Origin of the sequence: Poseidonocella pacifica, from assembly GCF_900111875.1 — a bacterium.
GTDB classification, from domain to species: Bacteria; Pseudomonadota; Alphaproteobacteria; order Rhodobacterales; family Rhodobacteraceae; genus Poseidonocella; species Poseidonocella pacifica.
The window spans coordinates 981,121-1,003,833 of record NZ_FOJU01000001.1; the positions used below are offsets into that span (position 1 = coordinate 981,121).

21 protein-coding genes and 1 riboswitch are annotated in these 22,713 nt (G+C 60.9%); of the genes, 15 read left to right on the plus strand and 6 right to left on the minus strand.

The annotated features are described in order from the left end of the window. Positions 1-178: 178 nt before the first annotated feature. The 4 genes from BM234_RS04655 to BM234_RS04670 all read left to right on the plus strand — a co-directional run bounded on the left by BM234_RS04655 (position 179) and on the right by BM234_RS04670 (position 5,124). Entirely contained in the window at positions 179-1,885 is a 1,707-nt protein-coding gene (locus BM234_RS04655; RefSeq protein WP_092061047.1) for a peptide ABC transporter substrate-binding protein, read from the plus strand. A 72-nt stretch (positions 1,886-1,957) separates the two neighbouring features. Next, entirely contained in the window at positions 1,958-2,965 is a 1,008-nt protein-coding gene (locus BM234_RS04660; protein ID WP_092061049.1) for an ABC transporter permease, read from the plus strand. Beyond that, complete coding sequence (locus tag BM234_RS04665) at positions 2,958-3,869, plus strand: ABC transporter permease (RefSeq protein ID WP_245752482.1); 912 nt, start codon at positions 2,958-2,960, stop codon at positions 3,867-3,869. Before BM234_RS04660 ends, BM234_RS04665 begins: the two co-directional genes overlap by 8 nt. Before the next feature lie 205 nt (positions 3,870-4,074). Further along, positions 4,075-5,124 (plus strand): YeeE/YedE family protein, encoded by a 1,050-nt coding sequence (locus BM234_RS04670; protein ID WP_092061054.1) that lies wholly within the window; start codon positions 4,075-4,077, stop codon positions 5,122-5,124. On the opposite strand, the gene BM234_RS04675 is transcribed toward BM234_RS04670, so the two are convergent. Both BM234_RS04675 and BM234_RS04680 read right to left on the minus strand, forming a co-directional pair. After that, complete coding sequence (locus BM234_RS04675; protein WP_092061057.1) at positions 5,125-6,402, minus strand: DUF3422 family protein; 1,278 nt, start codon at positions 6,400-6,402, stop codon at positions 5,125-5,127. A 108-nt stretch (positions 6,403-6,510) separates the two neighbouring features. Continuing rightward, on the minus strand, positions 6,511-6,930 hold the full coding sequence (locus BM234_RS04680) for a PaaI family thioesterase (RefSeq protein WP_092061059.1): 420 nt from the start codon (positions 6,928-6,930) through the stop codon (positions 6,511-6,513). Between the two features lie 93 nt (positions 6,931-7,023). On the opposite strand from BM234_RS04680, the gene trmFO reads away from it, so the two are divergent. The 3 genes from trmFO to gluQRS are packed head-to-tail and all read left to right on the plus strand — an operon-like array spanning position 7,024 to position 9,869. Then, entirely contained in the window at positions 7,024-8,382 is a 1,359-nt protein-coding gene (gene trmFO, locus BM234_RS04685; RefSeq protein WP_092061061.1) for a methylenetetrahydrofolate--tRNA-(uracil(54)-C(5))-methyltransferase (FADH(2)-oxidizing) TrmFO, read from the plus strand. An 18-nt stretch (positions 8,383-8,400) separates the two neighbouring features. Next, positions 8,401-9,015: a class I SAM-dependent DNA methyltransferase gene (locus tag BM234_RS04690; protein ID WP_092061063.1), complete on the plus strand. Its 615-nt coding sequence runs from the start codon at positions 8,401-8,403 to the stop codon at positions 9,013-9,015. Further along, positions 9,012-9,869, plus strand: coding sequence for a tRNA glutamyl-Q(34) synthetase GluQRS (gluQRS, locus tag BM234_RS04695; RefSeq protein WP_092061065.1), 858 nt, complete (start codon positions 9,012-9,014; stop codon positions 9,867-9,869). The genes BM234_RS04690 and gluQRS overlap by 4 nt, the downstream gene beginning before the upstream one ends. 19 nt (positions 9,870-9,888) lie before the next feature. Here gluQRS and hisI read toward each other — a convergent pair whose 3' ends face one another. Next, positions 9,889-10,248, minus strand: a complete 360-nt coding sequence (gene hisI / locus BM234_RS04700; RefSeq protein ID WP_092061067.1) for a phosphoribosyl-AMP cyclohydrolase — start codon at positions 10,246-10,248, stop codon at positions 9,889-9,891. Positions 10,249-10,313: 65 nt separating this feature from the next. On the opposite strand from hisI, the gene BM234_RS04705 reads away from it, so the two are divergent. From BM234_RS04705 to nrdF, 6 genes are all read left to right on the plus strand, one after another. Continuing rightward, positions 10,314-10,760 (plus strand): iron-sulfur cluster assembly scaffold protein, encoded by a 447-nt coding sequence (locus tag BM234_RS04705; protein WP_092061069.1) that lies wholly within the window; start codon positions 10,314-10,316, stop codon positions 10,758-10,760. Between the two features lie 53 nt (positions 10,761-10,813). Further along, positions 10,814-12,220 (plus strand): methyl-accepting chemotaxis protein, encoded by a 1,407-nt coding sequence (locus tag BM234_RS04710; protein ID WP_092061071.1) that lies wholly within the window; start codon positions 10,814-10,816, stop codon positions 12,218-12,220. Positions 12,221-12,464: 244 nt separating this feature from the next. After that, a riboswitch (cobalamin riboswitch) is annotated at positions 12,465-12,654 on the plus strand. Between the two features lie 113 nt (positions 12,655-12,767). Further along, complete coding sequence (gene nrdH / locus BM234_RS04715) at positions 12,768-12,989, plus strand: glutaredoxin-like protein NrdH (protein ID WP_092061073.1); 222 nt, start codon at positions 12,768-12,770, stop codon at positions 12,987-12,989. A gap of 7 nt (positions 12,990-12,996) precedes the next feature. Further along, positions 12,997-13,395 carry a class Ib ribonucleoside-diphosphate reductase assembly flavoprotein NrdI gene (gene nrdI / locus BM234_RS04720; protein WP_092061075.1) on the plus strand — a complete coding sequence of 133 codons (399 nt, stop codon included), beginning with the start codon at positions 12,997-12,999 and terminating at the stop codon, positions 13,393-13,395. Further along, entirely contained in the window at positions 13,377-15,509 is a 2,133-nt protein-coding gene (nrdE, locus tag BM234_RS04725; RefSeq protein ID WP_092061076.1) for a class 1b ribonucleoside-diphosphate reductase subunit alpha, read from the plus strand. The genes nrdI and nrdE overlap by 19 nt, the downstream gene beginning before the upstream one ends. A gap of 9 nt (positions 15,510-15,518) precedes the next feature. Next, the gene (gene nrdF / locus BM234_RS04730) at positions 15,519-16,496 is read left to right on the plus strand and encodes a class 1b ribonucleoside-diphosphate reductase subunit beta (protein ID WP_092061078.1); all 978 of its coding nucleotides are present in this window, start codon (positions 15,519-15,521) and stop codon (positions 16,494-16,496) included. Positions 16,497-16,498: 2 nt separating this feature from the next. On the opposite strand, the gene BM234_RS04735 is transcribed toward nrdF, so the two are convergent. Genes BM234_RS04735 through BM234_RS04745 form a run of 3 tightly spaced genes read right to left on the minus strand, consistent with a single transcriptional unit; the run spans position 16,499 to position 19,598 of the window. Then, the gene (locus BM234_RS04735) at positions 16,499-17,899 is read right to left on the minus strand and encodes a TRAP transporter large permease (RefSeq protein WP_092061080.1); all 1,401 of its coding nucleotides are present in this window, start codon (positions 17,897-17,899) and stop codon (positions 16,499-16,501) included. Further along, entirely contained in the window at positions 17,896-18,531 is a 636-nt protein-coding gene (locus BM234_RS04740) for a TRAP transporter small permease subunit (protein WP_092061082.1), read from the minus strand. The genes BM234_RS04735 and BM234_RS04740 overlap by 4 nt, the downstream gene beginning before the upstream one ends. Positions 18,532-18,584: 53 nt before the next feature. Next, positions 18,585-19,598 carry a C4-dicarboxylate TRAP transporter substrate-binding protein gene (locus BM234_RS04745; protein ID WP_092061084.1) on the minus strand — a complete coding sequence of 338 codons (1,014 nt, stop codon included), beginning with the start codon at positions 19,596-19,598 and terminating at the stop codon, positions 18,585-18,587. A 420-nt stretch (positions 19,599-20,018) separates the two neighbouring features. Here BM234_RS04745 and acs point away from each other — a divergent pair, with 420 nt between their 5' ends. Together acs and BM234_RS04755 are read left to right on the plus strand one after the other, a co-directional pair. Then, complete coding sequence (gene acs, locus BM234_RS04750) at positions 20,019-21,980, plus strand: acetate--CoA ligase (RefSeq protein WP_175501206.1); 1,962 nt, start codon at positions 20,019-20,021, stop codon at positions 21,978-21,980. A 5-nt stretch (positions 21,981-21,985) separates the two neighbouring features. After that, positions 21,986-22,669, plus strand: a complete 684-nt coding sequence (locus BM234_RS04755) for an adenylate kinase (protein ID WP_092061382.1) — start codon at positions 21,986-21,988, stop codon at positions 22,667-22,669. The last annotated feature ends 44 nt before the right edge of the window (positions 22,670-22,713 follow it).

Below are 22,713 nucleotides of genomic sequence, written 5' to 3' on the forward strand. Positions count from 1 at the left end.
TCGAGGCGCAGGGAATGTCAAACCCGTGCCCGCTATCCGCACGCGAAGGCTTGCAATTCATCCGTTCTCTGTTTCGATGCGCCAAGGACCTACGCCCGGCAAGATTGCGCCGGGATCGGGCGCATTTGCGCCATACCAAGGCGGACGATCCGCAGAAAATCGGGGAGGCACTGATCCAATGATGCCCAGATCGACTCTATTCGCAGCAGCGGCCCTGTGGTCGCTCGCACCCGCAGTAATCGCCGAGCGTGGCAGCGACGGTCACGTCAATATCATCTACTGGCAGGCTCCCTCGATGATGAACCCTTATCTTTCAGGGGGGTCCAAGGAAAACGAGGCTGCATCTCTGGTCATCGAACCACTCGGCCGGTTCGATCAAGACGGCGCGCTGGTCCCGTTCCTAGCGGAGGAAATCCCCACCTTGGAAAATGGCGGCGTCGCGGAGGATCTGACCTCCATCACCTGGACGCTGAAACAGGGGCTTGTGTGGTCTGACGGCTCGCCGGTGACATCCCAAGACGTGAAATTCACCGCCGACTACTGCATGCATCCCGAAGGCGGCTGCGCGAAATTCGCCAAATTCGACGGGATCAGTTCGATCGACATCCTGGATGAGCGTTCGATCAAGATCACCTTCGAGCAACCTACCCCCTATCCCTATTCCGCCTTCATTGGCGCGCAGACGCCCATCATCCAGAAAGCGCAGTTCGAAAACTGTCTCGGGGAACGGGCGCCGGAATGCACCGAAGCCAACTTCAATCCGATCGGAACCGGTCCGTTCCGGGTTACCGATTTTCGCCCCAACGACGTGATCCTGATGGAAGCAAACCCGCAGTATCGCGACCCGGAAAAGCCGGCCTTTGCCACGCTGACACTTAAAGGAGGCGGTGACGCCACCGCGGCGGGACGCGCCGTGATGGAGACGGGCGAATTCGACTATGCATGGAACCTGTTGCTGGCCCCCGAAGTGCTTGGCCGGATGGCCGAAGGCGGCAAAGGGCAACCGGTGGCTGCGTTTGGCACGATGATCGAGCGCATCGAGTTAAACCTCACCAACCCTGACCCGTCACTCCCGCCGGAGACCCGCTCCACCCGCGCCGAGCCACATCCGTTCCTGAGCGACAAATCCGTTCGCCAAGCGCTCTCCATGGCGATTGACAGGGACCTTCTGGTGGAGATCGGGTTCGGACAGGCGGGCCGCCCCGCGTGCAATCTTGTCCCGGCCCCAGCGATATATGCCTCCGACAATACCGATTGCCTCGTGCAGGATATCGAAGCCGCGCGGGCCCTGCTCGAAGACGCAGGCTGGACCGATACGAACGGCAACGGCATCCGCGACAAGGATGGCGTGGAATTGGAGATCCTGTTCCAATCCTCCACCAACGCCGTGCGGCAGGACTTTCAGGCACTCATCAAGCAGTGGTGGAGCGAGATCGGCGTGGCGACCGAGCTTCGCAACATCGATGCCTCGGTCTTTTTCGGCGGTGATCCCAGTAGCCCCGACACGCTTCAGAAATTCTATGCCGATGTACAGATGTACGTGAACACTTTCGACGGGACCGACCCACAGGCCTATCTTGCCATGTATCGCTGCGGGAATGAGCCGCGTCCCGAGACACAGTGGCAAGGCGCGAACATCAACCGCTATTGCGACCCGCGCTATGATGAGTTGCTCTCAGAACTCGCGGCGGCGAGCGATCTGAAGGAACGCGGCAGCATCGCCAAAACGCTCAACGACATGTTGACAAAGGACAGCTACGTCGTCGTTCCCCTTGTCGACCGGGGCCGGGTTTCGGCACATTCCAACACGCTCGGCGGGGTCCTGCTCAATCCATGGGACAGCGAGCTTTGGAACGCGGCGGACTGGTATCGGATTGCGGACTGACATATTGCCACCCGCACGGGCGCCTTTCCCATCGGGCGGGCGCCCCCTTGCTCTCAGATTTCCGGCCCCCGCATGTTGACCTTCACGAGCAGACGCCTTGCTTTTGCGATCCCGACGCTGCTCTTCATCAGCTTTGTGATCTTCATGCTGCTCGAACTCGCCCCCGGCGATCCGATGTCGCAACTGCCCCTGACGGTACCGCCCGACGTCCGCGACCGGATGCGAGAGGCCCTCGGTCTTGGCGAGCCGACGCATATTCGGTTCGGCAAATGGCTGTGGCAGTTCTTTGTGGTCGAACCGCTGCATATGATCGACGCGGCCTTCGGCACCGGCTTCGCTGCGGAGCAACAGCGCGTCATCTCCTGGCAAACCCGCTCACCGGTCATGGATATCGTCCTGCAGCGCCTGCCCCAGACGCTCTGGGTGGTCGGGCTTTCCTATGTGGTCGGGGTGCTTATCGCGTTGCCCATCGGGATCTACTCGGCATACCGCCAATACTCCCTCTTCGATCAATTGGGCACGTTCATCTCCATGGTGGGGTTTTCGGTTCCCACCTTCTTCACGGGCATCCTGCTGATCGTGATCTTCTCGGTCAAACTCGGTTGGTTCCCCTCAATTTACGATACCACACTGGTCGTGAATTCATGGGACAGCTTCGTTCAGCAATTGCGGCAGATGGTCATGCCCGTCTCCGTGCTTGCGCTCTACAACGCCGCACAGATCAGCCGCTTCATGCGCGCCTCGATGCTCGACAACCTGCATCAGGATTACGTGCGCACCGCACGGGCAAAGGGCCTCACCGAGAGGACCGTCGTTCTGGTGCACGTCCTGCGCAACTCGATGATCCCGGTCGTCACGGTCATCGCCCTTGGCGTGCCGCAAGTGTTTGGCGGCGCGATCATCACCGAACAGGTTTTCAAGGTGAACGGCCTCGGGCAGTTGCTGATCACCTCCATACAGGCCAATGACCTGCCCATGGTACAGACGCTGACCTTCATCTTCGCGTTGCTGATCGTTGTCTTCAACGTGATCGCGGATGTGCTCTATGGCCTGCTTGATCCCCGCATCCGCTATGATTGACCGTTCTACCGATCCCGCGCCCATTCCCCCGTCGAGCCAGTGGGACGACCTATGGCATCAGTTCGCCGCGCATCGGGGCGCTCTTGTGGGGGCGATCCTGTTTGCCATCATCGTACTGACCGTTTTCATGGGGCCGTATTTCTGGACGCTCGATCCGAGCTATATCGATATCCGCGCTCGCAACGCGGGCCCCACATTCGCGCATCCCTTCGGCACGGACCAACTGGGCCGCGATACTTTCGCCCGAATGATGGCCGGAGGGCGCGTTTCCCTGTCCGTCGGGATTGCGGCCATGGTGCTGGGTTTGGTGATTGGTGCCGCGGTCGGTGTCACGGCGGGCTATTTCCGACGGCTCGACGGGATCCTGATGCGTCTTACGGACCTGTTCCTTGCCCTGCCCCTGCTGCCGCTACTGCTTGTCATGGTGATGCTTTTCCGGGAACCGCTCAGCGCGAATTTCGGACCCGAAGCCGGCATCTTCATCCTGATTGTCGCGGCCATCGGCCTGACCTCATGGATGCCGACCGCGCGGATTGTCCGGGGCGATGTGCTGGCCCTCAAGGAGCGGGAATTCATGCTGGCCGCGCGCTCCATCGGCACGTCGAACGTACAGATGATCTTGCGGCACATCCTGCCAAATGTCCTGTCCCCGATCATGGTATCGGCCACTCTGGGCATCGCAAACGCCATCATCACCGAAAGTGCGCTGTCCTTTCTCGGTCTTGGCTTTCCGCCGGATTTCCCAACCTGGGGCAGGCTGCTCTTTGATGCGACCGATTACATCCAGCAAAATCCCGAACGGGTGATCTGGCCCGGCGTCGCGATCTCGCTCACCGTTCTGTCGGTGAACTATCTCGGCGACGGCTTGCGCGATGCGCTCGATCCCCGCATTCGCGGTCGGTAGGGAAATAAGGAGCGCGTTCCACAGCGCCGCACACGTCTCTCGATGAACGTCCTATGCAGGGGGCGCTGCTCACCCGATTTTTGCGCCATGAACGCGGATGGGGAATAATATCCCACCCTGATGCCGCCTGAACGGCGTCTTTCTACTTGAGAAGCCCGTCCTGCTCGCGCATTTGGAAGAAAATCTCACCCCTCGGAGTGATGCGATGTTCGAAGACCTCGGTTTCGAGACCCTGACCGCCCCGCAAGCTGCCCTCTGGTTCGGCGGCGTGATCGGGCTTGCCTTTGGCCTGCTGGCCGAGCGGACGAAGTTCTGTTTCCGGCGTGGACTGGTCGGGGAAGACCGAAGACAAGCGCTTGGCCTCTGGCTTACCGCGCTTGCCGTCGCGGTCATCGGGACACAAGCCGGGGTGTTTGCCGGGCTGATTTCCTTTGACGACCATCGGTTCATGGTCAGCGATATGCCCGTTCTCGCCATCGCTCTTGGCGGGGTACTTTTCGGTGCTGGCATGATCCTGACACGCGGGTGCATTTCCCGCCTGACGGTCCTGACAGCATCGGGCAATCTGCGCGGTCTTACGGTATTGCTCGTCTTTGCGATCACCGCTCATGCGACACTGAAGGGCGTTCTCGCCCCGGCCCGGGTGGCCGCAGGCACGGTGACATTGCCGATGGGAGAGTCGATTTCCCTCGCCGCGCTCCCTGGCGGCCCGTTGCTCTGGACCGTTCTCATCGGCGGGGCGGCACTCTTTGCCGGGCTGCGGTCGGGCAACCGGAGCACGCACCTTTTGATGGCGGCACTGATCGGTCTGCTTGCGCCAGCGGCATGGATCGGCACGGGGTTCGTGCTTTATGACGATTTCGATCCCATCGCGATGGAGAGCCTGTCCTTCACATCACCAGCCGCCGAAACGCTCTTCTGGACGATCGCCAGCACGTCGATTTCCGCCGGCTTCGGCACAGGCCTCGTAGGCGGTACTTTTGTCGGAGCGCTTTTGGCATCCCTCGCGTTTCGCACCTTTCGCTGGCAGAGCTTTGAAAGCCCGCGCCAGACGAGACGGTATATCGCCGGCGGCGTGCTGATGGGCGTGGGCGGGGTTCTTGCCGGGGGCTGCACGCTTGGCGCCGGTCTGTCTGGGGTTCCGACACTCTCGGTCGCGGCGCTTCTGGGTATCATGAGCATCGCTTTGGGCGGCATCGTGACGGGTCGCCTTGTCGACGGGATCGCTCCGCGCCTTCGCCCCGTCTATAGCTGATCACTCCATCTTTTCGCGAATGCGGTGGATCATCCACCAGACCCCCAGAACAACGGGAATGGTCGCCAGCGCGGTCAGCATCCCCTTTGACATCCCCACAACTTCGGCCACCGGATAGAGCAGATATCCGGCGAGTGAGACGGCGTAATAACTGATCGCGACAACGGACAGCCCTTCCACGGTCTTTTGCAGCCGAAGTTGCAGATCGGCACGCCGGTCCATGCTCGCCAACAGATCCTGGTTCTGCGCAGAGCGCTCTACATCGACCCGCGTTCGCAACAACTCAGAGGCACGCATCGCCCGGTCCGCCATGGCCCCAAGCCGACGCTCCGCACTCTTGACGGTCCGCATCGCCGGGTCGAAACGGCGCATCATGAACTCTCCGAAAGTTTGACGCCCTTCGAAACGTGTCTCCCGAAGGACCTGCGTACGCTGTTGTACCAGCGCCTCATAAGCACCGGTCGCGCCGAAGCGGAACGATGCCTGGGCGCTCATGTTCTCCAGCTCCGAAGAGATCGCAAGAAGCTGCTCCAGTGTTTCGGCGGGTTGCGCAACCGCACCTGTCATCGACCCCATGAGATCCGTCAACCGACGGTCCAGCGCGCCCATCTGAGGCCCCATTTCCCGCACGCGCGAGAATCCCAGCATCGCGATGGTCTTGTAGGTCTCGATCTCACACAAGCGTTGGACAACGCGGCCAACGCGGCGCGGGCGAACGCCCGGCTCGGTGAAGATCGCAAAACGCAGATGCCCCGCCTCATCGATCCGAAAATCTCCGGCAATGATTGCCGTCTCATCCAACACGAAGGATGCCGCCACGCTTTCAGGCACGAACCACTCGTTCACCATGTCCTGAATGCGCGAGGTGTCATACCTTTCGCACACGCGGATCATGGCCGAGGTGACACGCACGCCGGGCGCGGCAGAAAGCCAGTCATCTGGGAACACCTCCCAATCGGCAGGATCGAAAGGCCGCTCCCCGCCCCCTTCGAGAAAGACGGTGTAGGTCACGAATTCGGTGTGCTGTTCCCATTTCAGCTCGTGCCGCCCGATGCGGCAAGAGTGGTGCGTGGCCCCCGGTTTGGGATGCGTCGCGCCGTAGCGATCAAGAAGCGTCAAAAGGTGCGCCAGATCCTCGCCGCGATCCCGTGCGGCGGCATCGGCGGTTTTCTTGACAGCTAGATAAACCGCTCGGCTTGGCGCGGTGAGCACAGGAAACGGGCGCGCGTGCAATTCGTTGGAGAGCGCGTAGCGCAGTTCGTGATCCTGGATCGGCATAGGCGCTCCTTCCCGCTGATGTTGCGGGGAACCATAGCGAAAGGCGGCGCTCTGTAAACGCTAAAAATCTTTGATTTACCGCAGCTTGGCGGTGCGCCACGGTATACGTCAAGCAGGTGGGATCGCGTAGGTCAGGGTGGCGCGGGCCACCGGCGCATCCCGCCCCACCGAGTGCAGAAGCACATCCCCCGTGGCAAGAAGCCGGCCCAGTTTCAGCAATCGCACCTCTGCTAAAAGATCCCGCTCCGCGGCCGGTTTGCGCAGAAAATCAATGGAGCAATTCGTGGTCACCGCCAGAGCGCGCGGCCCGATCATCGCGAGTATCGCCAGATAGACCCCCACATCGGCCAGACCGAACATGGCAGGGCCCGAAACCGTCCCGCCGGGCCGCAGGTGCCTTTCCGAGACGACCAGACGCAGTTTCAGGGCATTCTCCTCGACCGCGTCGATCACAAACTCCTCTGCGACTTGCGGAAACTGCTCCACCAGAAAAGCATCGAGCGCGGCTTTGTCCATCGTCAAAGGCATTGCAAACTCCTCCTGCGCCATGGATGGCCTGCGCGATCCCGAGGCGCAAGTCACCCCGTGACAGGGGCCAAGAAAACACCTACATCGCGCGACATGACACAAGAACTTCATATCATCGGCGGCGGCATGGCCGGATCCGAAGCGGCATGGCAGGCGGCAAATGCCGGCGTGCAGGTCGTCATTCACGAAATGCGGCCCGAGACCGGAACCTTCGCACACCAGACCGGCAATCTCGCGGAGATGGTCTGTTCCAATTCCTTTCGGTCGGATGACGATGAGCAGAACGCCGTCGGGTTGCTGCATTGGGAAATGCGGGCCGCGGGCGGGCTCATCATGTCGATGGCTGACCGGCACCGGCTTCCGGCGGGCGGCGCGCTGGCCGTGGATCGCGAACTCTTCTCCCAAGCCGTGACTGCCGCGTTGCAGGACCATCCCAATGTGCGTGTCGAGGCCGGAGAAATCTCTGCCCTCCCCGAGACGGGCACATGGATCATCGCGACCGGCCCGCTGACTTCGGAGGGGCTGGGCGCTGCGATCGCCGCGGAAACCGGGCAAGACCGGCTGGCCTTCTTCGACGCCATTGCGCCCATCGTCTATGCGGACACCATCGACATGTCGAAGGCGTGGATGCAATCGCGCTACGACAAGGGCGAGACGGAAGAAGAACGCACCGCCTATCTCAACTGCCCGATGGACCGTGATCAATACGAGGCCTTCATCGACGCGCTGCTGGCCGCCGACAAGACCGAGTTTCACGAAGGCGAGACAGCCGGTTATTTCGATGGTTGCCTGCCCATAGAGGTCATGGCCGAACGGGGCCGCGAAACACTGCGTCACGGACCGATGAAGCCCGTCGGCCTCACAAATCCGCATCAGCCGGAGGTAAAGGCCCACGCTGTCGTACAGCTCCGGCGCGACAACGCCCTCGGTACGCTTTACAACATCGTCGGCTTCCAGACCAAGATGAAGTACGGCGCACAGACCGAGGTCTTTCGCATGATACCGGGGTTGGAAAACGCCGGGTTCGCGCGGCTTGGCGGGATTCACCGCAACACCTTCCTCAACTCACCAACCCTGCTCGACAATCAGATGCGCCTGCGCTCGCGCCCGCATATCCGTTTTGCCGGCCAGATCACCGGTGTCGAAGGCTATGTCGAAAGTGCTGCGATGGGCTTGCTGGCCGGGCGGCTCGCTGCGGCGGATATTCAGGGGCGGACCCTTCCGGATTTGCCACAGGATACCGCCATGGGCGCGCTCGTGCATCACATCACAGGCGGTGCCGAAGCCAAGACCTTCCAGCCCATGAACGTCAACTTCGGTCTCTTCCGACCACTCGACGGGATTCGTGGCGGCCGGCGGGGTCGCAAGGATCGCTACAAGGCCTATACCGACCGCGCCAAAGAGGCTTGGTCCGAATGGCTGAACGCGCACCAACTGGACAGCGTTGACTGATCCCCTAGTATCATTCTCATGTCAGGGTCATTTCTCGACAAGATCTTCACGGCGCGCCGCGGGCGGGAAATGCGTGAACTTTATGACGCGTGGTCCCACAGCTATGACGAAGAAGTCGCAGGCGCCGGGTATGCCACCCCTGCCCGCTGCGCGGCTGCGCTCTCCCAGCACTTTGACCTGAGCTCCGGACCGATCCTCGACTATGGCTGTGGAACCGGTCTGTCGGGGCAAGCGCTTCACGATGCGGGCGCCACCGTGATCGACGGTGTGGATGTATCCGCAGACATGCTTGCCAAGGCCGACGCGAAGGGGGTGTATCGCAAGCTGATCCGCATACAGGCCAAGAACCCTCCGGATTTCGGCGTTGACTACTATCCAGCGATTACCGCCATCGGGTCTATTGGTAAGGGCGCGGCGCCGATATCGGTGTTCGATCGGATCATGGGATGGCTGCAACCCGGCGCGGTCTTCTGCTTTTCTTTCAACGATCTCGCCATCAAGGTTGGGCGATATGAATCCCGCCTGAACGAGCATCTCGATACCGGATCGGCGTCGCTGTTGTTCCGCGAACATGGGCCACACCTTCCCGCCAAAGAGCTTGGCGCGGTGGTTTACGTGATCCGCAAGTCGTGACGTTCGTCACACGGTTCGCACCCTCGCCGACTGGGCCATTGCATCTGGGACATGCCTATTCGGCGTTGATCGGTTTTCATATCGCCCAAGCGGCGGGCGGACAATTCCTGCTACGTATCGACGATCTGGATCAGACACGTGCGCGGCCCGAGTGGGAGGCACAGTTGCAGGATGATCTGCACTGGCTTGGCCTCGACTGGCCGTGCCCGCTTCGCCGTCAGTCACAGCATCTTGTGAATTATGGCGCGGCGCTTGACCGGTTGAGCGCCATGGACCTCACCTATCCTTGTTCCTGCACCCGGCGCGATATTGCCGCTGCCGCGTCAGCGCCGCAGGAAGGCGCGCCGCAGACAGGACCCGACGGGCTTATCTATCCCGGCACCTGCCGTGGCCGTGGAATGGCGGAGGCGGGACCGGACGACGCAATCCGGCTCAACATGGTCAAGGCCACGCGCGCTCTGCCAGAATTGACCTTTACCGAAACCGGCCCCAATCACAAAGGCGTGCACAAGCTCAGCCCGGAAACGCTCATCCACGAGGTTGGCGATGTCGTCCTCAGCCGCAGGCAGATGGGGGCGTCATATCACCTTGCAGTTGTCATCGACGACACGGCGCAGGAAATCACCCATGTCGTGCGCGGCGAAGACCTCTTTGAGGCAACCTCGCTCCACGTGCTGCTACAGCACCTGCTAGGTTTGCCGACACCGATCTATCATCACCATGAGTTGATCCGCGATGAGAGTGGCAGGAGACTTGCCAAGCGGGACGACGCGCGCGCCATAGCAACATATCGCGCCGACGGTATGAGCCCGGAGGATATTCGGTCGATACTGCCGCCACTTTCAGACATCTGAACTTCAACGGGAATTGAAGTCAGGACATCGGCTCCATCAACTCGACCTCTTCGCCCTCGCGTACCGCCGTATAGAAACAGCTTCGACGGTTTGTGTGACATGCAGGGCCCGTCTGGCGCACAGTGACAAGCAAGCAATCCCGGTCGCAATCCACCCGGAAATCAACAAGTTCCTGCACGTTACCGCTCGTCTCGCCCTTGATCCAGAAATCGGACCTCGAACGCGACCAATAGGTGACCCGGCCGCTCTCCAGCGTGCGACGGACAGCCTCTTCGGACATCCAAGCCATCATCAAGACCTCACCAGAGTCGGCATCCTGCGCGATGGCGGGGATAAGGCCTGCGGCATCATACTTTAGTCGGCTTGGATCGAAGGTCATGGCAAACCCCTTTGCAACATTGGCGTGCTGGCCTATCTAGGACAGGCAAGCGCTCAGGGGAACCCATGGCTGACAATGACCTGATAAAGCTCTATTCTTCGCGCATTCTCGCGCTGGCGGCCGATATTCCTCGGACCGAACGGCTTGAGGCGCCTACCGCGACGATCAAGAAACGCTCTCCGCTCTGCGGCTCGACCGTCACTGTTGACCTCTCGGTCGAGAATGGCACGGTGACCGACTATGGGCAGGATGTGAAGGCCTGCGCGCTTGGTCAGGCGGCGGCCTCCGTGGTTGGTGCGGCGATTGTCGGCACGACCGAAGATCAGGTGCGTCAGGCGCGCGACGAACTTTCCGCGATGCTCAAGAACGATGGTCCGGTCCCCTCCGCGCCGTTTGACGGGCTCGAAGTTTTGCTGCCCGCTAAGGAATACAAAAACCGGCATGCCTCGATCATGCTGGCGCTTGATGCGGCGTCCGAGGCGCTTGAGGTCGCCAAACGCAGCACCGCTTAACCAATTTTTCGCGCTTTCATGAACAGTTGGACCTCGCGAACGGAGGACCAACCATGACTGCCGCACCGATCCTTGCCGAAGAGTCACAGCCTGACGACAACCTCAGTGCCATCGTCCACGCCGGGGCCGAACTTGGCTACGACATAGTCGATCTCGCGGGGTTTCTGGATGAGATCGACGACTCCTCGCAAGAGCAAGACAGCGTCATCAACCACATCCATCAAACGGCAAGCCAATTGGCCGAGGGCAACCGTAGGGTGCGCGGGGCGATCGCCGGGGTGATCGAAACGGCCGAGGATATGACCAGCAAGGTAGAGTCCTCTCTCGAAAATCTCACATCGAACAGCGCCAGAGTTGAGGAAGTCGCCTCTTGGGTGCAATCGGTGGCCGGCCAGATGGAACAGGTCAGCGAAGCGCTCGGCAAGGTGCAGGCGCACACGGCGCAGATTTCCGATATCGCGACTCAGGTGAACATCCTCGCCATCAACGCCAAGATTGAAGCCGCACGCGCGGGAACGGCGGGCCGGGGCTTTGCGGTTGTGGCCGAAGAGGTCAACGAGCTTTCAAACCGCACCGCCACGGCGGCCGAACGGATCGGTGAGAGCATCGGCACGCTCGCAAGCTGGATCTCGGGAATGAAATTCGAAGCCGGTCGGATTGGAGACGACGCTGCGCAGGTGCAGGAGTCCTCCGGCGTGGTACAGAGCACCTTGATGGGGATGGATACCGCAGCGCGCGAGACGAAAGATCGGGCGCATGAGATCGGCGCGCAGGCATCGACCGTGCGCGACGCCATCGACGGTTTCATGCCCGCTTTCGAGCAAATGAAAGCATCCGCCACCGGCATGGCGGCTCAGATTACCTCCGCGCGGGATCGGACGCACAAGTTGATCGACAAGGGCGAACTTGTCCTGCAGCGCGGTGTGGCGGCAGGCGGCGGCAGCGCCGACGATATCTTCATCCGCACGGTACAGCATGACGCGGATCGGATCGCCGAGATTTTCGAGACCGCGCTGGCCCAAAATGAGATCGATATTCACGGGCTGTTTTCCACTGACTACCGCCCGATTCCCGGCACCAATCCGCAGCAGGTGATCACGCCGGTGACACGGATCACCGACAAATACCTGCCCCCGATCCTCGAGGCCGCGCTCGAAAACCCCAAGGTCGTCTTTTGCGCGGCTGTGGATCAAAACGGCTACTTGCCGACCCATAACCGCAAGTTTTCCCACCCGCAGGGCGACGATCCCGTCGTGAACGCAGGGCAAAGCCGCAATCGCCGGATCTTTGACGACCGGGTGGGCCTGAAGGCAGGCCGTTCGACCGCGCCCTTCTTGCTGCAGGTGTATCGCCGCGACATGGGGGGCGGCGTTTTCAAGATGATGAAGGATCTGTCTGCCCCGATCGTTGCGAACGGACGGCACTGGGGCGGATTGCGCCTCGCCTATACGTTCGACTGATTCCGTCGCCACACCTCACTTTCCCGTTTTGATTGGGCCAGATCCTCCGTAGGATCTGGCCCAATTGCTTTGGATGCACCGATTTTTGCGGTGCGATTGGCGTCGCATTGGCCCGCGCGCGCTCAGCTATCAGCGCTCCGATCCCCACATATCGCTGGCACAGCAAGATGCCGGAACATTGGTCAAGCCAATAATTTCCGGGATCGGCATACTCTATATATTGACACCCAGACACCAAACCACTCTATATGGGGTTGCTTTGGGTCCTGCGGCGCTTTCGCAGGCTAAGAGGGAAGCCGGTGTAAAGCCGGCGCTGCCCCCGCAACTGTAAGCGGCAAGCCCCGCTCCCCGCATCCACTGGCATCCGCCGGGAAGGAGGGGACGAAGGCGCACGAGCCGCGAGCCAGGAGACCTACCCCAAGCCATGAAACTGACCGGAGGCGGTGGGCCTTGCGGGTGCGACGATACCGGATGCGCGCGGCGTATTCGTACCGTGGCTCCGCCCCTGCCGGCTCCTTTGAGAAGACACCAACAAGGGGCCGAAGCCATGAGCATCACCGTCTATTCCAAACCCGCCTGTGTGCAATGCACCGCGACCACACGCGCACTTGATGCCAAAGGCGTGCCCTATGAGGTCATCGACCTGACCGAGGATGCCGAAGCGATGGCACGGGTGCAGGATCTTGGCTATCGGCAGGCGCCCGTTGTCGTCGCCGGAGAGATCCACTGGGCCGGGTTCCGTCCGGACATGATCGGCGCGTTGGCCTGAACCACGGATGCAGATCGTCTATTTCTCCTCTGCCTCGGGCAATACCCATCGCTTCGTCGAGCGTTTGGCCCTGCCCGCGGCTCGGCTTCCGAGAGGAGAAGCACCCGGCGTTCCGTTCGTCCTGATTTGCCCGACCTACTCCGACCACACCGGCGCGGGGGCTGTTCCCAAACCGGTCATTCACCTGCTCAATCGCCCCGAAAGCCGTGCGCTGCTGCGCGGTGTGATCGGGGCGGGCAACCGCAACTTCGGAGAGACTTTCGCGCTTGCCGCGCGGATCATCGCCCGGAAATGTAACGTCCCCCTGCTCTATCGTTTTGAGTTGGCGGGCACCGAGACCGACATTGCCCGCGTCCGCGCCGGGCTTCAACACCTCGAGGACATGCCATGCTCGATGCCAGCCTGACGGCCGAGACCGACTATCACGCGTTGAACGCGATGCTGAACCTCTTTGATACCGAAGGGAAAATTCAGTTCGACGCCGACCGCCGGGCGGCCCGCGCCTATTTCCTCAGCCACGTGAATCAGAACACGGTGTTCTTTCATTCGCTCGACGAGAAACTCGGCTATCTGGTCGATGAAGGCTACTATGAGGGTGCGGTGCTGACCCAGTATGACCGCGCCTTCATCCACCGGATCTGGGACGCGGCCTTTGCAAAGAAGTTCCGCTTTCCGACCTTCCTCGGGGCCTTCAAGTATTACACCTCCTACACGCTCAAGACGCGCGATGGCGGTCGCTATCTCGAACGCTACGAGGACCGGGTTGTCATGGTGGCGCTCACGCTGGCACGCGGCGACGAGGCACTTGCCATGCAGATCATGGAAGAGATCATCGCCGGCCGGTTCCAACCCGCGACGCCCACGTTCCTCAATGCGGGCAAGACGGCGCGCGGCGAATTCGTATCCTGCTTTCTGCTGCGCCTCGAAGACAACATGGAGAGCATTGGCCGGGGCATCAATTCAGCCCTGCAACTCTCCAAGCGGGGCGGCGGTGTGGCCCTCATGCTGACGAATATCCGGGAACACGGCGCCCCCATCAAGGGGATCGAGAACCAGTCCTCGGGGGTCATTCCCGTCATGAAGCTGCTCGAAGACAGCTTTTCCTACGCCAACCAGCTTGGCGCGCGCCAAGGGGCCGGCGCCGTCTATCTGCATGCCCATCACCCTGATATCCTGCGCTTTCTCGATACGAAACGAGAGAATGCCGACGAAAAGATCCGGATCAAGACCCTCTCTCTCGGCGTGGTGATCCCCGACATCACCTTTGAGCTCGCGAAGCGGAACGAGGATATGTACCTCTTCTCGCCACATGATGTGAAGCGGGTTTATGGCCGTCCGCTCTCAGAGATTTCGGTGAGCGAAACCTATCATGAGATGGTCGACAATCCGCGCATTCGCAAAAGCAAGATAAACGCCCGCGCCTTCTTTCAGACGATCGCGGAAATCCAGTTCGAAAGCGGCTATCCTTATATCCTCTTTGAGGACACCGCGAACCGTGCGAACCCGATTGCGGGACGCATCAGCATGTCCAACCTCTGTTCGGAAATCTTGCAGGTCAACGAAGCCTCCAAGCTCAACGACGATCTGAGCTATGCCGAGATCGGCGCCGACATTTCGTGCAACCTCGGTTCGCTCAACATCGCCAAGACGATGGACGGCCGGGCTTTGGGGGCCACCGTGGAAACCGCGATCCGCGCGCTCAACGCCGTTTCGGAAATGAGTTCAATCGACAGCGTACCCTCCATCCGGCGCGGCAACGAGGCAGGTCATGCGATCGGTCTGGGCCAGATGAACCTGCATGGGTATCTCGCCCGCGAGCGTATCCAGTACGGGAGCGCCGAGGGGATCGACTTCACGAATATCTACTTTTGCACCGTGCTCTATCACTGCCTGCGTGCCTCCAACGCACTCGCGCAGGAGAAAGGCGCTCGCTTCGAGGGGTTCGAGAAGTCGACATATGCCGACGGGTCGTTCTTCGATGACTATGTGAGCCGGGATTGGCAGCCCGAAACCGAACGCGTGGGTGCACTATTTGAAGCGGCGGGGATCGAAATCCCGACCCGCGAGGACTGGCAGGCGCTCTGCCGTGCGGTGATGGAGCATGGCCTTTATAACCGCAACCTTCAGGCCGTCCCGCCAACCGGATCGATCAGCTATATCAACAACGCGACCGCCTCGATCCACCCGATCACGTCCAAGATCGAAATCCGCAAGGAGGGCAAGATCGGCCGCGTCTATTATCCCGCGCCCTACATGACCAACGAGAACCTCGAGTTCTATCGTGACGCGTATGAGATTGGCCCCGAGGCCATCATCGACACCTATGCCGCCGCCACACGGCACGTTGATCAGGGTCTTTCGTTGACGCTCTTCTTTCCAGCCGAAGCCACCACGCGCGACATCAACCGCGCCCAGATCTATGCTTGGAAGAAGGGCATCAAGACGATCTATTACATCCGCCTGCGCCAGATGGCCCTTGAAGGGACCGAGGTGCAGGGCTGCGTTTCCTGCTCGCTCTGAGGACATACGATGAAAGACATGGCCCCTACCCGCCCCGTACCCCGCGCGATCAACTGGAACCGCGTGGAGGATGAGAAGGATCTTGAGATCTGGAACCGGCTCACGGTCAACTTCTGGCTGCCCGAGAAGATGCCGCTCTCGAACGATATCCAGAGTTGGTCCCAACTGACCGAAGAAGAACAGACCCTTACGATCCGCGTCTTCACTGGGCTGACCCTGCTCGACACGATCCAGAATACGGTCGGCGCGCCGGTTCTGATGGCCGATGCGATCACCCCGCACGAAGAGGCCGTACTGTCGAATATCGCCTTCATGGAAGCGGTTCACGCACGGTCCTATTCGTCAGTCTTCTCGACGCTCTGCCGCACCGACGAAGTGGACGAGGCATTTCGCTGGTCCTCCGAGAACCCACACCTTCAAGCCAAATCCCAGCTTATCCTGGGCGAATACGACGCCACCGCGACGCCGCTGAAGAAGAAGGTCGCGAGCGTGTTTCTGGAATCCTTCCTCTTCTATTCGGGCTTCTACCTTCCGATGCATTGGTCGAGCCGCGCACGGCTTACCAACACTGCCGACCTCATCCGGCTCATCATTCGCGACGAGGCGGTGCACGGGTACTATATCGGCTACAAGTTTCAGCGGGGAATGGCGCGGCTTTCAGAGGGTGAACGCCAAGAAATCAAGGACTTCGCGTTTTCTCTTCTGTTCGACCTCTATGAGATCGAGAGCCGATATACCCAAGAGCTTTATGACCCGCTCGGGCTAACCGAAGATGTGAAGCAGTTCCTGCACTACAATGCGAACAAGGCGCTTCAGAACCTCGGGTTCGAAGCGCTCTTTCCCGACGATGTCTGCCGCGTGAATCCGGCGATCCTCGCGGCCCTGTCCCCGAACTCCGACGAGAACCACGACTTCTTCTCCGGCAGCGGATCATCCTACGTCATCGGCAAGGCCGTCGCGACCGAAGACGAAGACTGGAACTTTTAAGGTCAGGCCAGTGACGGCAGCCAAAGGACGATCGACGGGAAAGTGACAAGCAAGGCGATGGTGATGGCGTCCGCGATAAAGAAGGGCGTCACACCGCGAAACACATCCTGCACTGTCAGATCGTCCCGCACCCCGGCGACCACGAAGCAATTAAGCCCAATGGGCGGAGTGATGAGACAGAACTCCGCCATTTTCACCACCAAGATCCCGAACCAAATCGCGCACATCGGCCCCGACATGCCAAAAGCGCTGTCTTCGGCACTGACAAATTCACCACCGTTAAGCGCCATGACCGCCGGATACACCACCGGCAGCGTCAGCAAGAGCATCCCGATGGCATCCATGAACATGCCCAGCACCGCATAGGCCAGAAGGATCAACACCAGCGTCAGCAATGGCGATTGTTCCAGAGAGGTGATCCAGTCGGAAAACGCCCCGGGCAGGTCGGCAAAGCCGAGGAACCGCACATAGATGAGCACGCCCCAGATGATGGTAAAGATCATCACGGCAAGCTTTGCTGTCTCCAGCAGCGCTGATTTCAACTCTTTCCAGCGCATCCCGCGGAACAGAGCCATGAGGAACACGATAAACGCGCCGAGCGCGCCGCCTTCGGTCGGGGTGCCCCATGCATCGCCGCCAAACGGATTGTAGACGAAGAACACGATGATCACGACGACCGCGAGAATGGGCAAGGCCGGCGGCAATGCGGCGAACCTCTGCCCCCATGTAAAGCCGCGGACCGGGGGACCAATCGTCTTGAGCACAACCGCCAGCCCGACAATCAACCCGCCATAGACAAGCGCGGAAAAGAGCCCCGGCACGAACCCCGCAAGCAAGAGTTTCCCCACATCCTGCTCGACGATGATCGCATATATCACGAGGATCGCGGAGGGCGGGATCAGCGAGGCAAGGGTGCCGCCCGCCGCAACCACCCCGGCTGCGAACCGCTTGTCATAGCCAGAGCGAAGCATTTCGGGGATCGCGATCCGCGCGAAAACCGCGGCCGTGGCGACCGACGCGCCCGAAACAGCGGCAAAGCCCGCGGTGGCAAACACGGTGGATACCGCCAGCCCGCCGGGAAGCCACCCGAACCAGCGTTTCGCCGCCTCGAACAACGCCTGCGTCAGCCCGGCATAATAGGCCAGATAACCGATGAGGATAAACGTCGGTATGAGTGAGAGAGCTTGGGACGCGACCTTGCCATGAGGCACCTGTCCCGCTGTCTTGACCGCAACGCCGAGCGCCCAGCCGAACATCGCCGGATCATACCCGCGCTTGGACCAGAAGATCCACACAAGGCCGACGAGCCCCGCAAACGCCGCGGCAAAGCCCACGCGCATCCCCAGAAACACCAGCGCCACGAGCAGGCCGGAAACCCACAGGCCAATCTCTATGCTTGTCATCGACTGCGCTCCTGCCCGATGGCATTGGCCTCTTCCGCGGCAATCTGCGCGGTCGAGCGGATGAGGGGAACCGCGGCGGGATGGTACAGCCCAAGCCAACAGGCACGGCTATAGCCCCAAAGCTGAATCAGAAGACGCAGCGCCAGTACAGAGAACGCAAGCGGCACCGCCAATTTTGCCGGCCAGAGAGGCAACGCGATGTCGATGGAGCTGTCCCTGCTCCACAGCGGTGCGGCGAAATCGAAGCTGCGCTGAAAATGCGCCCAAGTGCCCCAGATCAGCAGGACCATGAGAACCAGCATGACAAAGACCGTGATCGCTTCGGCCGCCCAGAGCGCCCGGCCACGCAACGCGCCCACGATCATGTCCATGCGGATGTGGGTGCCATCCCGTTGCGTATAGGAAATACCCAAGATCGCGATGAAGGGCATCAACTGTTCGATCCAATCGACATAGCCGGGCACGGGGGCGTTGAAAAAGTTGCGCCCCGAAACGGACACAACCGCAAAGACCATGATCATGAACACCGCGAGCCCCGAGACGAGCGCGAGCGCCCTCTCCACCCGCAACAACATCTGGTCGAGCCGACTGAGGCGAGAGCCGTCTTCGATCACCGAGGCGGAACCTGCCATGGCCTATCTCCCGGAACTGTGGACCGCCCGGGTCACGGGCGGCCCGGGGCGGATCACTTGGCGCGTGTCTCTTCAAGGGTCTGCTGGACGAGTTCATAGAGTTCACGCGCGGGAAGCCCGACGGCGCTCATATCCTCGATCCAGCTGAGTTGAATGGGCTCACCCCCGATGCGGCGGAATTCGGCGAGTTCCTCGTCAGAGATCGTGACTTTCTGAACCTCTTTTTCCGCTAGCACCTCTTCCCAACGATCAAGCAGCTTGCCGTAGTTCTCCAGGTAGAAATCGATGGCTTCGGACACGCTGTCGTCGAGGATCTGGCGATGCTCATCGGAAAGCGTGGCATAGGCATCGGTGTTGACCACCACGGGGCAGTTCAGCGTGCCTGGGTTGAGGTTTTCCGTCCACCAATCCGCCTCATCGATGGTGCGGAAGCTCAAATGCGCGTGCTGCGCAAAGGAAACCGTATCGACGACGCCGGATTCCATGGCCTGATAGGCTTCTGTCGCGGTGACGGAGGTCGGGACCGCGCCCACAGTGCGGAACGCCTCACCGATGCCGCCAGTGGCGCGCACCCGCATCCCCTTGAATTGCTCCAGCTTGTCTAGCGGTTCGCCAGTGCCGACGATGTTGTACTGCGGCATCGGCGTCGGCATGAGCAGCTTGGCGTTCCAGCGCGCCAGATCGTCGACCACGGCGGGATGCGAATAGACCGCGTTTGAAACCGCGACTTCCTCTTCGAGCGTTTTCACGCCGAGGAACGGCAATTCCAGCACGGTAATGGTGGGGTTCTTGTCGCGGTGATACCCGGCGCAGAACTGCGCCATCTCGAACGCGCCGATGGAAATCCCGTCGAGGTTTTCGGTGTTCTTCGAAAGACCGCCATAGCTGATGTTGATGGTGAAATCGCCCCCGGACTTTTCATTTACAATCTCGGCGAGCTTTTCGACGTGCTCGGTAAAGGCGCGGCGCGATCCCCAAAGCGATGCGTTCCATTCCACCGCTGCTGCCTGTGAGGCGATCCCCGCCACGACAACTGCGACGGCTGTCCCGGTCAGCCAATCTTTCATTTCGTCTTCTCCCTGCTGTTGGCGCCGCTCTCCCGGCACCTTATCGCGGCAGGCTAGCCGAGCAGGCGCGCCCTGCCAAGCGGCCCATTCGGAACAGGACGCGGCGAATCTCTCCGCCCCGAAAGCCCGCACTGCTGCCGTAGGAGGGGTGCGACCCAAGCGCACATGCATGACGTTACGTCACTGCAAGAGGGAACTTTCAAATGCTTAATTTACAGATGAGTGATTGGAAAATGCTTAATATTCGCTCAACGTATGAGGGAAATTTACAAAATATAGGGGACCCGGAAAATTTATTTACACGAAAATCCTTTGTTTAAAGATACTTATATATTTTTTTTCACATCTCCGTTATAACGAGTGACAGGCCAACCTCTGGAGGGAGGATGGCTTCGGAGTTGAGGGAGAACAGCTATGACGATGGATACCATCGACCGCGCAGACGCATCTGCCATTGCCGGTCATTCGGCCCGTACACCACATGTCACCGCCGAGAGCTATCGCGAACTATACGCCGCATCAGTCGCCGATCCGGAAGCATTTTGGGCCGAACAAGCGCAGCGGCTGGAGTGGAGCACGCCCTTCACCAAGGTGAAGAATACCGATTTCACCTTGGGCCAGGTTTCGATCAAGTGGTTCGAGGACGGCCAACTTAACGTCGCGGCCAATTGCATCGACCGGCATCTGGAGACGCGCGCGGATCAGACCGCCATCATCTTTGAGCCCGATGATCCCGCGACCGAAGCCCAACACATCACCTACCGCGAATTGCACCGCAGTGTTTGCCGGATGGCCAACATCATGGAGGACCTCGGCGTTCGCAAGGGGGACCGGGTGGTGATCTATCTGCCGATGATCCCCGAGGCTGCCTATGCCATGCTGGCCTGTGCGCGGATCGGCGCGATCCATTCCATCGTCTTTGCGGGCTTCTCACCCGATGCGCTGGCCTCCCGGATCAACGGATGCGATGCCAAGCTTGTCATTACCGCCGACCACGCCCCCCGCGGGGGGCGCAAGACGCCACTGAAGGCGAATACCGACGCGGCGCTGTTGCACTGCAAGGACAGCGTCAAGCTTCTGATGGTCCGCCGCACGGGCGAGCAGACAAGCTGGATCGACGGGCGCGACTTTGATTACAACGAATTGGCGCTTGAGGCCGATGATCACAGCGAGCCTGTGCCCGTCGATGCCGAGCACCCGCTCTTCGTCCTCTATACCTCCGGCTCCACCGGACAGCCGAAGGGCGTCGTGCACTCGACCGGCGGCTATCTTCTCTTTGCGGCGATGACGCATGAGATGGTGTTCGATTATCACGAAGGCGACGTCTACTGGTGTACGGCCGACGTAGGCTGGGTCACCGGGCACAGCTATATCGTCTATGGGCCTCTCGCCAATGGCGCGACCACCTTGATGTTCGAAGGCGTGCCGACATGGCCTGATGCCGGGCGCTTCTGGCAGGTCTGCGAGAAGCACAAGGTAAACCAGTTCTATACCGCGCCCACCGCCATTCGCGCGTTGATGGGACAGGGCAAGGAATGGGTCGAGAAGTACGATCTGTCCTCCCTGCGCATCCTTGGAACGGTTGGCGAGCCGATCAACCCCGAAGCGTGGAATTGGTACAACGAGGTCGTCGGCGGAAGCCGCTGCCCCATCGTCGATACCTGGTGGCAGACGGAAACGGGCGGACACCTTCTGACCCCGCTGCCCGGCGCCATCGACACCAAACCCGGCTCGGCCACCCTGCCCTTCTTTGGCGTGCAGCCCGTGGTTCTCGATCCGCATACCGGCGAAGAGATCCATGAAACAGAGTGCGAGGGCGTGCTTTGCATCAAGGATAGCTGGCCTGCGCAGATGCGCACCGTCTGGGGCGATCACGACCGGTTCGAAAAGACGTATTTCTCCGACTACAAGGGATACTACTTCTCCGGCGATGGCTGCCGCCGCGATGCGGATGGCTATTACTGGATCACGGGGCGCGTCGATGACGTCATCAACGTGTCGGGTCACCGGATGGGCACGGCGGAGGTCGAATCCGCTCTCGTCGCCCATGCCAAGGTCGCGGAAGCAGCCGTGGTCGGGTACCCCCATCCGATCAAGGGCCAGGGCATCTATTGCTATGTCACGCTCATGAACGGGGTCGAGCCCTCCGACGAGCTTTGCAAGGAGCTGGAGAAATGGGTACGGACCGAGATTGGCCCCATCGCCAAACCCGACCTTATCCAGTGGGCGCCCGGCCTGCCCAAGACCCGCTCGGGCAAGATCATGCGCCGCATCCTGCGCAAGATCGCTGAAGACGACTTCGGCGCGCTCGGCGATACCAGCACGCTGGCCGAACCGGCGGTGGTCGACGATCTCATCGACAATCGCATGAACCGGGCGTGATCGTGATGGATGGACAAACACACCTCGCCGCAGCCGTATTGATCCTGCTCGGGCCTCCGGGCGCGGGCAAGGGAACCCAGGCGCGGCGCCTCGCGGAAAACTTCGGCTTCGTCCAGCTTTCGACCGGAGACCTTTTGCGCGCAGCGGTTGCCGCGGGCACCGAAGCGGGTCTGCGGGCCAAGGCGGTCATGGAGGCGGGGCAACTCGTCTCCGACGATATCGTCATCGCGATCCTCAACGATCGCCTGTCGGAACCTGACTGCGCGCGCGGGGTCATCCTCGACGGCTTTCCCCGCACCACCGTGCAGGCAGACGCGCTCGAGGCGCTTCTGGCGGAGCGCGGTCAAAGGATCACCACCGCGATCAGCCTAGATGTCGAGGACGAAGCGATGGTGACGCGCATCTCGGGGCGCTACACCTGCGCGGGCTGCGGAGAAGGCTATCACGACAGCTTCAAGAAGACCGCCACACCGGGCACCTGCGACCATTGCGGCGGAACCGAAATGGTCCGCCGAGCCGATGACACGCCGGACACCGTGAGCCAGCGACTGGCGGCCTATCACGCCCAGACCGCGCCGCTCATCGCCTATTATCGACAACGCGGTGCGCTCAACCGGATCGATGCCATGGGCTCGATCGACGACATCGCGACCGAGCTCGACCGGGTGGTCCGAACGGCCATCTGCTGAACACCCGCCCGGGCCCGCAAGGCCCCGGCGACAGGAGGATCACG

Coding starts and splice junctions, on each gene's coding strand:
- BM234_RS04660 (WP_092061049.1), top strand. CDS start 1,958: ATGTTGACCTTCACGAGCAGACGCCTTGCTTTTGCGATCCCGACGCTG.
- trmFO (WP_092061061.1), top strand. CDS start 7,024: ATGACACAAGAACTTCATATCATCGGCGGCGGCATGGCCGGATCCGAA.
- hisI (WP_092061067.1), bottom strand. CDS start 10,248: ATGACCTTCGATCCAAGCCGACTAAAGTATGATGCCGCAGGCCTTATC.
- BM234_RS04735 (WP_092061080.1), bottom strand. CDS start 17,899: ATGACAAGCATAGAGATTGGCCTGTGGGTTTCCGGCCTGCTCGTGGCG.
- BM234_RS04710 (WP_092061071.1), top strand. CDS start 10,814: ATGACTGCCGCACCGATCCTTGCCGAAGAGTCACAGCCTGACGACAAC.
- BM234_RS04745 (WP_092061084.1), bottom strand. CDS start 19,598: ATGAAAGATTGGCTGACCGGGACAGCCGTCGCAGTTGTCGTGGCGGGG.
- BM234_RS04675 (WP_092061057.1), bottom strand. CDS start 6,402: ATGCCGATCCAGGATCACGAACTGCGCTACGCGCTCTCCAACGAATTG.
- nrdI (WP_092061075.1), top strand. CDS start 12,997: ATGCAGATCGTCTATTTCTCCTCTGCCTCGGGCAATACCCATCGCTTC.
- nrdH (WP_092061073.1), top strand. CDS start 12,768: ATGAGCATCACCGTCTATTCCAAACCCGCCTGTGTGCAATGCACCGCG.
- BM234_RS04705 (WP_092061069.1), top strand. CDS start 10,314: ATGGCTGACAATGACCTGATAAAGCTCTATTCTTCGCGCATTCTCGCG.
- BM234_RS04740 (WP_092061082.1), bottom strand. CDS start 18,531: ATGGCAGGTTCCGCCTCGGTGATCGAAGACGGCTCTCGCCTCAGTCGG.
- BM234_RS04680 (WP_092061059.1), bottom strand. CDS start 6,930: ATGCCTTTGACGATGGACAAAGCCGCGCTCGATGCTTTTCTGGTGGAG.
- acs (WP_175501206.1), top strand. CDS start 20,019: ATGGATACCATCGACCGCGCAGACGCATCTGCCATTGCCGGTCATTCG.
- BM234_RS04755 (WP_092061382.1), top strand. CDS start 21,986: ATGGATGGACAAACACACCTCGCCGCAGCCGTATTGATCCTGCTCGGG.
- BM234_RS04655 (WP_092061047.1), top strand. CDS start 179: ATGATGCCCAGATCGACTCTATTCGCAGCAGCGGCCCTGTGGTCGCTC.
- BM234_RS04690 (WP_092061063.1), top strand. CDS start 8,401: ATGTCAGGGTCATTTCTCGACAAGATCTTCACGGCGCGCCGCGGGCGG.
- BM234_RS04665 (WP_245752482.1), top strand. CDS start 2,958: ATGATTGACCGTTCTACCGATCCCGCGCCCATTCCCCCGTCGAGCCAG.
- nrdF (WP_092061078.1), top strand. CDS start 15,519: ATGAAAGACATGGCCCCTACCCGCCCCGTACCCCGCGCGATCAACTGG.
- BM234_RS04670 (WP_092061054.1), top strand. CDS start 4,075: ATGTTCGAAGACCTCGGTTTCGAGACCCTGACCGCCCCGCAAGCTGCC.
- nrdE (WP_092061076.1), top strand. CDS start 13,377: ATGCTCGATGCCAGCCTGACGGCCGAGACCGACTATCACGCGTTGAAC.